Source organism: Chloroflexus sp. (genome assembly GCF_034432675.1).
GTDB lineage: Bacteria > Chloroflexota > Chloroflexia > Chloroflexales > Chloroflexaceae > Chloroflexus.
This window is the reverse complement of the sequence record NZ_DAOUBI010000228.1, coordinates 1-12,317: the sequence shown is the minus strand read 5'-3', so window position 1 is coordinate 12,317 and position 12,317 is coordinate 1. Positions and strand designations below refer to the sequence as shown.

Below are 12,317 nucleotides of genomic sequence, written 5' to 3'. Positions count from 1 at the left end.
CTTAACAAAATTTAGATGTTCTAATCCATGGCCCTGCATATACATAATCATCACCCATATTCTGTTCCTATCTTACTACAAAAGAGACGATATTGCCACAGGACATAAGTCCCTCTTCACCATACTCAAGGGTATTATAGTGACTCAGCATTACCGTTATTTTACCAATACAGGAAAAGAGATGAACTTTTTAAGCGAATACTATGCGTGGAATACACGGTACAGCATATGAGACAACGAAGCATCCTTACTTACTACGATATATTGATACAATGCCAATAGGGAAATTACCTACACGTATGTCTATCATATCAGATCAGATATCATGCAACGTGCGCAATTTACCTACACGTTCCAAACGGATCTATCGTTAAAGTCTTATGAGGGGAATAAACGAACGCAGTCAAGCATTAGAACTGCGGAGAACAGCGGTAGACTACAAGACCATCCTAACGCTCACAAAATTATGGGATTATACGTCACCTAATTTATCCATATCTTGCTCGTCTTATGACCTGTGAGCGCAGGCGACACTTACCCTGCAATTACTGTCAATCGCTGCCGAATTCGTTCCGCTGCATGCTGCCATGTCCAGCGTTGGACAACTTCGGCTGCCGCTGCCTGACCGATAGCACGCGCCGCGGTCGGATGCTCATAGACATACCGCATCAGGTAGACGAGGTGGTCAAGATCAGGCTCGGCCCACGACCAGCCCAGATAATAAGGACACTTCGCCTCAGCCGGAACGAGAGAACGTACCCGTAGTGGATAGCCAACACCCTCGTGCAAAAACTCGGTTTGAGCGCTCCAATTAGTTGCAATGACCGGGACGCCGCAGGCCATTGCCTCAAGAATGGGCAGCCCCCATCCTTCGCCACGACTGGTCAGCACAAAGCAATCTGCACTACGGTAGAGCGAAGCCAGTTGGGCACGACTCAAATACTGGTTGTAGAGAATTGCTATCGGTGGCCCATCGGCTGGCAAGTTCAGGCTGGCAATTTGCTGAGAAACGCTGATAGACGCATCGAAATTGTTGACCCGTAAAATAAGAATGACATCATCGTGATTTTGAAACGCACTCACATATGCACGAAGTAAAATGTCGGGTGCTTTTCGTTCACCCCATTCGAAGATCGAGAGAAATGTGAATCGACCATCTAGACGGTGTACCGGTACCCTGGGATAAAACTGTGTTGGATCATAGCCAAGCGGCATTGCATACAGTGGCCGAATCACACCAGCCGCCGCGAAAGTCTCGACCCCCCACTGACTTGGGGTCCAGACTTCATCCATCTGATTGCAGGCTGCCACCCAATCGGCAGGCAATCCATTTACTTCGAGCATGGTATAACCGATACGGTAACCCTGGTGCTCGGTATAAAAGAGATCTGCCTGGTCATAGCTCACTTGCGGAATGCCTGCGGGCAACGAGCGTGCCGCAATCTCACGCAGGCGTGGATGCGAAAGATTAGTAGGCATATGCCAGGGCGTAGGCCGGTGGAATAACTCCACTCCTACCTGATCGAGATGGAGAACCAGCTCTTCCGAACTCACCGAATACCCTATCGGCAACCCCCACCGTGACTGCCAGATGACTTGTAACGCCGAATGCTCTTTCATAAGACTACTCTGATTTCGCCTGGTGCAGAGCATGATATTGCTTCAACTCCATAAGGTGTTGACGAGTTATTGCCAGTTCATTACGCAGCAGATGAATCTGCTGTTCTGCCGCATGCAGGCGGTAGTGATAATCGTTGATCTGTTGTTGAAACTGTTGCTGGCGGGCTAAGAGAACCTCAATAATCCGTACCACTGCGCCATGAAATTCGTTGGCTTGCAACCAGGGAGCAAAGAAATACCAGCGGGTTGCACGACGTATCAGATGTTGAACGTGCACACGCAGTCGGCTGATGAGGCGTTGGTCGGCAGGAGGCTCGGCACGCAACGGATCAATAGACCAAGATGTGTACAGTGTTTGCAGGTTAGATTGGAGATAGCCTTCACCAGATGTCGTTACTTCAGGTTCTGACATCGTTTTCTCACCGTACCCAGCATCGGGCGCAACACCATGCTCACCCTGGTACAATGCGTCGGCAACAGCCTTCATTGCTTCTGCCGCACTGTCACCCTGAAAGCGAATCCAGTAGATGCTCATTATTGCCTCACTTCACGAATGTGTAATGGCTTCTAAGCGCTCGACAATGCGATCAACAGCTTTTTCCCACGTCCAGCATTGCTGTACTTCAACAGCAGCCCGTGCTCCTTTTTCACGTGCTTCTGCCGGATGCTCGTAAACATACCGCATAAGATAACGTAAATGATCAACATCAGGATCAGCCCAGCGTGAACCGGCATAATATGGTGAACGAGCGACTGCCGGTATTAACTGACGCACCCGCAGCGGGTATCCTAACCGGTCGTTGAAAAAGTCACGCTGAGCACCCCAGTCGGTTGCAATGACCGGTAAGCCACAGGCCATTGCCTCAAGTATCGGCATACCCCATCCTTCGCCACGGGTAGGCAGGACAAAACAGTCGGCACTCCGGTAGAAACTTCCCATCTGATGCTCGGCAATTTCCTGGTTCAGGATAACCACGACTCTGGGTGCATCGGGACGGTTGACGATCTCGTGGATACGCTGCTGAACATTGAACCGTGGATCATGGTTGAAAATTTTCAGTACCAGTATCACGTCATCGCTACGCTTGAATTCACTGACATATGCGTGCAGTAAGATTTCGGGTGCCTTACGCTCAATCCATTCAAAGATAGAGAGAAACACCAACGAGTCCGTTGGTTTGTGACTCTGGATACCAGGGTGAAAATAGTTGGGATTAAATCCCAACGGAATAACATGAATTGGCCTTCGTATACCGGATTGCGCAAAGACATCACGGGTAAAGTGGCTCGGCACCCACACCTCGTCCATCTGATTTGCCTGATGCACCCAATCGGCAGGCAGGGCATCAGACTCCAGCATGGTAAACCCAATCCGGTACCGACCACTGTTTTTGACAAAGGCATCACCCTGACTGTAGACAACCTGGGGCAATGACGTATCTTTGGGACGCTGCCGCAGTTGATCAAGCCGCGGATCGCGGGTCGGCGGTTCCGTGTAATCGGTGCCGAAGATGCAGGCCAGCCGAATATCGACACCACGCCGATCCAGCTCACGGACAAATTCACGCGACGAGGTTGCATACCCAGTGGCATGGGCGATGAGCGAATGCCAGACCAGACCATAACGATACCGACGCCGGTAGTAATCACGCCATTTTGATAGGAAAACCCGTTGTCCATGACTGAACATACGCCACCAGTCGGCGTTGTTAAGTTTTGTACTCGAATTTTCGTGATGGACAACTCTGGCGCCACCGGTGCAAACAACTTTGAATCCGGCCTGCATTGCGCGCAAGCAATAGTCAGTGTCTTCGTAATACGAGAAGTAGGTTTCGTCCAGACCGCCAATGGTGGCAATTACATCACGCCGAATGTACATGCACGCACCGGTGACCCCTTCAACCTCGCGGATACCGGGATACTGTCCGATAAACGGTTCACCACCCCCAATCTGGTAGCCCCAGAAATTATGTTGAGGCATATACGTGCCGGCGTGTTGTAAGAGGCCATTTGGGAAGAGGAGCAAACAACCGACAATCCCATAGTCGGGGTGACTGTTTGCCACATCACGCAGGTGGGCCAGCCAAGACTCTTCAATAATTTCGGTGTCGTTGTTGAGGAGTAGCACATCGTGATCTGGAGAAGCTGCGGCAATACCTTGATTAACACCAGCCGCGAAACCTCGATTTTCGCTATTGGCGATTAGTGTGACATCAGGTTGAGTCTGAAGCCACTCCACGGTACCGTCGGTACTCCCGTTGTCAACAACAATGAAACGATACGCTACATCACGGGTGTGTGTACGCAGGCTGGTAAGACACCGTTGAGTGAGTGCCAACCCATTCCATGTGAGTATCACAATAGCAACCGGCGGACGTGTACCGGGCTGGAAGGGAGGTCGCCGCGGATTGGTGGATTGCTGGGAGGGATCGGTGACGGCAGATACCACTGTGTCATCTGTACCTTGTTTGTTGTCCGTTGCTATTGTCGCCGGATGCTCACCACGGGAAGGCGCTTCTGCACCATCCGGCAATGTAGCAGGTGATAATCCAACAATTTCTGCCATCACACGTTCATCGGTAACAGCAGGTACCGATGTATACGGCAACACATGCGAATGCAATGCCTGTTGTAAACCGATAATTCGGCTGGTACGTTCGCGAGCAATCGCTTCAGAACGCAATTCCACTAATCGACCACGGATTACACCGATCTCCTCGGTTGTCCAGCCACGCTGCCGACCAATCTCGGGCAAGGCGAAAATCGCTTGCAAATAGGCGGCGCGCAAACTGTCGCTGATCCCCGTGTCAGCACGCTCTTGTAATAAGGCATATTCGGCCGGAAAGACAATCTCGTGTAGTTCAACAAGGGAACGATGTTTCAAAAGCAGACGCCAGCGGTGTCGCTCGATCATATAGGTGTGTCTAGGTGATGCCTGCTGCAATGCGCCCTCGTGATGAATGAGTGTTGCTGCGGGTACCAGTTCGATACGCCAGCCATGCGCCAGAGCACGCAACGAGAGGTCAACATCTTCGTAATAAGCCGGAAAGAATCCTTCATCAAATAATCCAATCTGATCGAGCATTGTCACGCGCATACCCAGGGCCAGCGCAGCCAGGTAGTGTATCGGTGTAGGATCGTCGAGAGAGTGGCGATTCCGCCCATACCAGAGTGGCTCGATCAGGGTACCGCCGGCGTGCTGAATCTGACCATCAGGAAAACGGGCTAGACAACCTGCAAGACCAACCGCCGGGTCGGCAAATGCTGGCATCAGTGCAGCCAGCCAACCAGGATCAACCACTGCGTCCTGGTTTAGTGCAATCACTACATCGGGAGGTTCGGCTGTGGTTAAAGCTGCTCGTATACCTGCATTGACTGCACCGGCAAAACCGAGTGGTCGGGCAAAATCCAGGACCGTTACATCAGGAAACTCGCGACGAACAATGTCTGGCCCATCATCACTACTACCATTATTCACGACAATAATGGCCGGTTGTTCTGACTGTTGTTGCAATGATTGCAGGCAGTCGCGAATGTATAACCCACCCTGCAACAATGGAATAACAACGCTTGCTTTCATTTTGATAAAGAGAGAGATAGATCGCTTAATCGCTGTGCCACTTGTGAGAGCACTTCATCGAAATCAAGGATACGTGTTTCGAGATCAATAATGTGTTGATGGAGTGGTGGTAATGTGTCGCGAGCTTTTTGTAATTCAGTATTAAGTGTAATCTGCTCCTGTCTAACTACTTCCAGCAACGGCTTCATCTCGGCAAGTTGTTGGGTGAGCGAAGCCAGGTGATTTACTACATGCTGCTGATGGAGAGTTGTCTCATAGCGGAGCGTATGGAGTTGCTCTTCCGTTCGTCGCGCCTGTTCATCGAAAGCACTGGATAAACGGTATACCAGATTGATCAATGTTGCATTAAACACCCGTTGCTGATCCGCAACTCGACACAGGTCAGCGTGTAGTGAACCGGTTACTCGTCGTTGCAACCATTGCTTTACGCGGCCAGTAATTGAGCCTGGTTGCGGAGAGTCTGGAGCGACTTGCCAGTATTTTTCCAGTTCGCGGATCAATGCATTGCGCTCTTGCAGAATGGTTTGCAGATTATCCATGGTTGATTGCCGTTTCTCAGTTGTGCTGTGATCGGTCGTCCTTACAGGAGATGATACCATACGCCGTAATGGCGCTACCACCTGCGACCAACGCAAACGCCGGCCAAGGGCTGTAGCCTGAGCGCTCTGATGCGACCAGTGCTGCTGATCGGTTAGTAAATGAATAAGCGCGGCAGCTACCGCCTGACTGTTGCCAATCGGAACAACCTCTCCAGCCTGATGCTCCTGGATTAGTTCGGCAGCAGCATCGCCAACGCTGACAATACTGGGGCGTCCCACCCAGAAATGGTCGAGCACACGTGAACGCACCGCAGCATAGCGTGTTTCCAAATGTGCTCGATGCAATGACACCATAACCGTCGCTTCAAGCAGGAAATCAGCACGCTGGGCGTAGGGTATCCATTCGTCATAGAAATGAATTCCATTACCGAGTAATCCCAGTTCAGCAGCCAGGTTTCGGGTTTGCCGGTATGCTGCCATTTCGGGAACATAGCCTGGATGTCGTCCGGCCAGGAAGACCAGGCGAGCTTGTGGTACGGCAGTTAGCACGTCCGGCATTGCCCGTACCAATGTCAGCGGATCGAGCCAATCCCAGAGGCCACTGCTCCAGAGAATGATCTGGTGATCGGCGTTCAGGTCATCAAGGACACCACGTAGTGCCGGTTGGCCACTTGCCTGCGGCGGATCATCACTCACCCCAAATGGCACAACGTCGATCAGGTCACGTAGCAGCGGATCGCTATCAACCAGCGCAGGTGACAATCGCCCAAGCGCCAGTAATCCTCCGATGTACAGATCGCGCTGCCGTTCGGTAGCACAAAGAAAATGGTCGCCACGCAGGAGCAGCTCTCGCAATAACGTTATGTCACGCTGTGTCTGTGCTTTCCGTTCGGCGAGCGGTCGCTGGCGAAACAGTTCGAGGTTTTCAAAGACGGTTGGGTCGTAAAGATCCACAATTAATCGGCCACGAAACGTAAGTAGTTCGGGATGAACAGAGGCAACGAAACTATTTGCCAATACTGTAGTTGCTTCATCTAAATACGGTGCGAGTGTAGTTTTTTCGCCCCAGGTATATTGCCCATACGTGATCCCCGACGCTGATGGAAAGTCAATAGGACGAGGTGCAATTAGCGTCACCGGAATCTGTTTGGCCAGCGTTCGTGCCAGTTCCCACATCCGAATGCCGGGTCCGGCCATCCGTTGACCAACGACATCATGGCTGATGATCAGCAGATCACTCATCCGTGCCAGCTCCAGTTCCCTTCGCAGAACACCATGCCGTACCGTTGGCTCAGACCATCACTATGGATGACCAGAGGATACATGCGGTCGTGAACATCAAATTCGTACAACTGCGTGGAATCGGTGGCCGAGGCACTGACCAGGTAGCGTCCACTCAGGAAGGGTAGGCGCGGAATGTGATAATCGATGATACCAGCTCCTTCAATGAACGGGATATGGTATTTATCAAAACCGGTATTTGGCCCGGTCAACCACGGCCCACTTTCGTGGTTAATCCCCACACCGAAGACCGGGCGCTCGATCTGTTGATGGGCGAGATAGTGAATGCGAATGGTGAGCGGTTCGTGGGTACGGAAGGTAATGCGCTCACGCCCCTGCGCATCGAGGAGCTGCACGCACGTGATCTCAACTTCGCGGCTGCCACGGCGCATGCGCGATTTGCGTATCTGATCGTCATCTTTATTGTGCAAACGCTCCTCAAACTCAGCCCGTTCGCGCTCGTTCACATCAGCCAGGTAAGCGTCAACCACCTTACCGGCTTCACCATACGCCTTCATGTCACCATGGTCGAGCCAGACAGCGACATCACAAAGTGAGCGCACAACATCAAGTGCGTGTGAGACGAAGACAATAGTCTTCCCGGCCCGCCGGAAACCATAGATACGATCAATACATTTGCGCTGAAAGGTCTCGTCACCAACGGCCAGCACTTCATCAGTTATCAGAATGTCAGGATCAACGGCGGTTGCGACGGCAAATGCCAGTCGGGTATACATACCCGACGAATAGTGTTTGACCTCAGTATCGAGAAACGGCCCAATTTCGGAGAATTCGATAATTTCCGGCAGTTTGCGTTGCATCTCTTTGCGGCCAAAGCCCATCAGTGATCCGTAGAGAAAGACGTTCTCGCGACCACTGAGTTCGGGATGAAAGCCACTGCCCAGTTCGAGCAGGGCTGCGATGCGGCCCTTGGTCGTAACTCGACCACTGGTCGGTTCAAGCACACGGGTCATCAATTTGAGAATGGTACTCTTGCCGGCACCATTGTGCCCGACGAAACCAATGCTCTGGCCCTTTTCAACGGCGAAGCTAACATCACGCACGGCCCAGAAAGCTTCTGCCGGAGGTAGACCCCGGATCAGGCCCATAAAACGCTCTTGAATGGTCGAGGCGTTCTGGCGACGGACAAACTGCCGTGAGACCCTATCAAACTCAATCACGACACTCATAATTCTTCACCAAAATGGCGGCTGGTGCGTTGGAACACCCAGTAGCCAAACGCGAGGATGATCAGCCCGGTCAGACCGACCCGCAACATTGCACTGAGCGCGGGGACACCCGGTGTTGGGATCAGACCAACCGGCACCGGATTGCCATAGATAATCTCACGGTAGAACTCAATGATCGAGGCGAGTGGGTTAAACCAGCGGATCAGGCGGGCAGCCAACCCTTCACTGATCGTGCTTAGTGGATAAATGATGGGGGTAAGGAAGAACCAGATATTGATCACAATACCGATCAGATGGACAACATCGCGGAAGAAGACAGCACCCGCACCGAGAAGGAGGGCTAGGCCGGCCAGAAAGATGGTCTGAAGTGCCATAATAACCGGCAGGTAGACGATGCTCCAGCTCAGGTTGAGGCGGCCCAGGGTAGCGAGTTGTACAACAATGATCACCAGTGTCATCATCGGCAGCGAGAGGATGAAATTGAGCAGACTCGATCCAACCGCTACCAGGGGCAATACCTCTCGCGGGAAGTAGACCTTTTTCACCAGCGCAGCATTGTCGATGATACTGCGGGTACCGCTCAATACCGCTTCTGCCGTGTAGTTCCAGGGCAACAATCCGACAATGATGAAAACCGGAAACATTGCCAATCCGTTGGGGAGCAGAAAACTGAAGACGATGACGTAGACCAGCATCATCCCCAGCGGTGCGATCTGTGTCCAGAGGTAGCCGAGAGCACTGCCTTTATAGCGGGCACGTAGATCACGCAGGATCAAGTTACGGATCAGCTCGCGGTATTGCCACAATTCCTGCAATTTCGTGAGTACGCCGGCACTGCGGTCGAGCGCAATCCCCCCCAGACCAAGGGCCGTGCCAAACAGGATTGCCAGCGCAGTCAGCGGTATTTCATAACGTGGTTCTGGCGCAGCAGGCAGTACCGCCGGAATGCGGAATGCTGCGCTCTCCTGGTCGGCGTTGAAGCGGGCACCTGCTTCTCGAATCATGTAGGTAATCGCTGCTTCAATGCTACGCAACTGAGCGATAGTACGATCACGCGCCGCCAGCTCAGCGGCAGCGGCCGGATTCGTTACGGCACAGTCGCGCAAGGTTGCTTCACGAGTGGCAGTATCGGTTAGACCAGCGCTGCCACAGAGTGCATCGAGGGTCGCGTTGCGAGTGTTGATCGCAAATCGCCATAAGTCGTAACGTGACTCAAGCGCCCGCACAACATCACTGATCTCTTCACCGGAGAGATCACTCAGGGTTCGTGGTGTGCTAAACGGTTCAATTGGGCGTGAGAGAGGCAATGCCTCAAGACGCAGAATATCGCGCAGTAGCAGCGCAAAACGGTCATCAGCGGGCAGCGTCGTACCGTTGAGTGCCTGCCAGAGCTGCCAGCCGAGCATGTTGCGTAAAATTTCGCGCCCACCGGCCGCTCGGATCTGGCGTACCAGTTCAGCAGCACCGGCATCGGCCAGGAGCTTCGCCTCGGTGGCGTTATCGGCAACCCCGCGCACCAGAACTTCACCCGGTTGCTGTAAGAGATATTCAACGCGAAAATTGGGTAGGCCGAAGCGCACATCGGCCCGCGCTAATGTCGAGAGGCGTAACGCTTCCGTGGCATCGGCAATCGCAATATCCATCCCGGTCAGGTTTGGCCCAACCGGCTGATAGATCGGGCCATAGCGCGCCATGTCGAAGCGAACTACCGCATTGGCATAATAAATGATCGGTCGCGTCAGGATTGGCGGAAGGGCAATACTCAGTGCGCCAGCAACGCACAATACCAGCCACAACCACTGGTACAACCGTAGCGCTCCGCGTTGCCTCGTTAGCAGATCGCCGATGGCACGCCAGCCTGTCGCCCGGTTTAGCGGCTGCTTGATCGTGTTGGCCACAATGTCACCTCTACTGTCTGACCGGCAGCCAGATCGATCCGGATCCATCCACTATGTTGCCACTGTTCCCGTGGCACGATGTCATTGTTGATCGCGACATCAGCCGTATCAGGCGGCAGATCGATCATCATTCCCGCAAGATGATAGGGTGATGTATTCTGCACCTGATAGCGATGTGCCGTGCTTCGCCCCCGATCAGTACTCGCGGTTGGTTCGGTCAGCGTTGTTATATTGAGTGTCATGCGAGCAATTTGCCAGCCGGCAATCTCGCTAAACGGCGCGACCCAGACATCGCCACGCCCGACAGTATAAGATACCACATCTTCCCAGGCCGCCTGCTGTGCGGCACTCGTTACCTCTTCGGTATGTGACCAGATGTCGATCATGCCACCGGCGGCTACCGCCTGTTCAATCTGCGCGACAGCCAGCTTTGCCCGGGCTGGGGTCAGATAAAAATCCGGGCAGGAGATAATTCGTCCTTCACGACCGGGGAGCCAGCGACAGTGCGGGTCGCGCACCAGACCACGTTCATCAAGCGGAAACAGGTTGTAGGGGCCGTAATCACTCAGCCGTGTGACTGCACGAATGCCGCCCTGTTCGAGAACATCCCAGTTCGCGTCGCTCATACCGGCACTACTGCTCCACGGGAACGCCAGCGCACGGGCAGTACCAATTCCACGCTCGGCAGCAACGCTATTCCATGCTTCAATATCAGCTCGCCAGGTAGCCGCATCGGCATACCCGCCGTACAAATGGCTAAAGGTATGGCTCTGGATTTCGTGACCGGCGGCGCGCAACGGCTCAATCTGATCGCCAAAGTACCAGGCCGGATCGGTGGCAACTGTGCCATACGGGTCATCGGCAAACCAGGGTCGGTTCGTCCAACGATCACTCCGCCAGCCATTGGCTGCCGAAGCCCAGGTGAAGACCGGATCGTTCATGAAGCGTCGCTGCTCGCGATTCCCCATTAAGAAGTTATAACCGGTCGCGAAATAGGTCGCCCGCACATTGTAACGTGCAAAAATGCTCATGCTCGTCTCAACACCAGTCCGCATACGCATCCCGCGTTGAATGGGGTCTTCGTCAGCCAGCGGATCATCAACCGAGCGTGAGTGGATCAATCCTCCCATCGCGGTTTCCCAATCAAAGGTAAACGCGACTGCAGCGCGGTATCCTCCAGGCCATGGAGCAATGGTCAACGGTAAGGAGACATCTGCGTTCTGCGCCGGCGGCAGCGTATGCCCGCCGCGTTGCAGGCGCGGCATATCGAGATAGATACGGTCGTCGGAAGATGGTTCAATACGTACCCGCAGTATGCGTGCCGTCTGCGGAGCGCGAGCATAGCCAGCAATCGTTGTCCAGGCCGCTGGAGGTCGCTCCGGCGTCCATAAGACAACCGGTTGCCAGGGGGTGACGGAACGTTCACGCAGTACACCTTGATCGTCATACCATTCGAAAACGAGGCGAGCACGGGTTGGCGAACGCAGCAATGAGTCGGTCAGGGTTGCAACCGTGAAACAATAGGCCGTGCCAGGTTGCACCCCAATCGGGGGCGTTAGCGCATAATTGGCGATTCCGATCAATTGCAACGCCCACCCATCACCATCAAGATCGAAGCCCTGACCATCCACTGCCGGGCCACGCACTTCAACCCCACCGGCGCCGCGGCCCCACCCTTCAGGCAGGCCGGCAACATCACCGGGTGTGGCAAACCTGGCATTGGGCAACAGGTTGGGATCGACAAAGGGGGGTGCAGCGCAACGTTCAAGTCGCTGACTGATGAAGAGGAAGACCCCGACAGCGCCAATAATGAACGATACGATAATAGCGCTTAATGCAAACTGACGTGAAATCATGGGTTGCTTGTCATAGTACACCAAATGTCGTGCAGACCAGGCTGCGGCTGCATTGTACCATAACCTGAGTTGCCACCTTACGTCACTACAGCGGTGCGGGGCGTTGAGCGCGACGGGGGAGGGGTGGAACACGGATGGACGCGGTCGAGGCGGATGCACGCGGATAGCACCCAAGGTGTCACCTTCTATCACCACAGCGACACGGCGGATGGGTATACCAGATGGGCGTGACGTAGTGCGTTTACGGAACGGGCTGCTACCCAAAGGATTCATACCGGTCAGGTACGCTGCACGATGTGGTGCGCAGGGTCGTGCTGTTCATCATCGCCGGTAGTCTTTCGTGGCCTGCTCAC

The 12,317-nt window shown here is 53.7% G+C and carries 7 protein-coding genes; all 7 read right to left on the bottom strand.

Annotation, left to right across the window (positions count from 1 at the left end):
• Positions 1–534: 534 nt before the first annotated feature.
• The 7 genes from VAE55_RS16940 to VAE55_RS16910 are packed head-to-tail and all read right to left on the bottom strand — an operon-like array spanning position 535 to position 11,964.
• On the bottom strand, positions 535–1,620 hold the full coding sequence (locus tag VAE55_RS16940) for a glycosyltransferase (RefSeq protein ID WP_322816900.1): 1,086 nt from the start codon (positions 1,618–1,620) through the stop codon (positions 535–537).
• A 4-nt stretch (positions 1,621–1,624) separates the two neighbouring features.
• A complete protein-coding gene (locus tag VAE55_RS16935; RefSeq protein WP_322816899.1) occupies positions 1,625–2,155 on the bottom strand; it encodes a hypothetical protein in 531 nt (176 codons plus the stop codon).
• Between the two features lie 12 nt (positions 2,156–2,167).
• Positions 2,168–5,200, bottom strand: coding sequence for a glycosyltransferase (locus tag VAE55_RS16930; RefSeq protein WP_322816898.1), 3,033 nt, complete (start codon positions 5,198–5,200; stop codon positions 2,168–2,170).
• The gene (locus VAE55_RS16925; RefSeq protein ID WP_322816897.1) at positions 5,197–6,981 is read right to left on the bottom strand and encodes a glycosyltransferase; all 1,785 of its coding nucleotides are present in this window, start codon (positions 6,979–6,981) and stop codon (positions 5,197–5,199) included. The genes VAE55_RS16930 and VAE55_RS16925 overlap by 4 nt, the downstream gene beginning before the upstream one ends.
• Complete coding sequence (locus VAE55_RS16920) at positions 6,978–8,210, bottom strand: ABC transporter ATP-binding protein (protein ID WP_322816896.1); 1,233 nt, start codon at positions 8,208–8,210, stop codon at positions 6,978–6,980. Before VAE55_RS16920 ends, VAE55_RS16925 begins: the two co-directional genes overlap by 4 nt.
• Entirely contained in the window at positions 8,207–10,108 is a 1,902-nt protein-coding gene (locus VAE55_RS16915; RefSeq protein WP_322816895.1) for an ABC transporter permease, read from the bottom strand. Before VAE55_RS16915 ends, VAE55_RS16920 begins: the two co-directional genes overlap by 4 nt.
• On the bottom strand, positions 10,081–11,964 hold the full coding sequence (locus VAE55_RS16910) for a polysaccharide deacetylase family protein (RefSeq protein WP_322816894.1): 1,884 nt from the start codon (positions 11,962–11,964) through the stop codon (positions 10,081–10,083). Before VAE55_RS16910 ends, VAE55_RS16915 begins: the two co-directional genes overlap by 28 nt.
• Positions 11,965–12,317: the final 353 nt, after the last annotated feature.

What these genes read in the sequence shown, in the direction of transcription:
- VAE55_RS16940 (WP_322816900.1), bottom strand. Translation starts at nt 1,620, where the DNA reads ATGAAAGAGCATTCGGCGTTACAAGTCATCTGGCAGTCACGGTGGGGG.
- VAE55_RS16935 (WP_322816899.1), bottom strand. Translation starts at nt 2,155, where the DNA reads ATGAGCATCTACTGGATTCGCTTTCAGGGTGACAGTGCGGCAGAAGCA.
- VAE55_RS16930 (WP_322816898.1), bottom strand. Translation starts at nt 5,200, where the DNA reads ATGAAAGCAAGCGTTGTTATTCCATTGTTGCAGGGTGGGTTATACATT.
- VAE55_RS16925 (WP_322816897.1), bottom strand. Translation starts at nt 6,981, where the DNA reads ATGAGTGATCTGCTGATCATCAGCCATGATGTCGTTGGTCAACGGATG.
- VAE55_RS16920 (WP_322816896.1), bottom strand. Translation starts at nt 8,210, where the DNA reads ATGAGTGTCGTGATTGAGTTTGATAGGGTCTCACGGCAGTTTGTCCGT.
- VAE55_RS16910 (WP_322816894.1), bottom strand. Translation starts at nt 11,964, where the DNA reads ATGATTTCACGTCAGTTTGCATTAAGCGCTATTATCGTATCGTTCATT.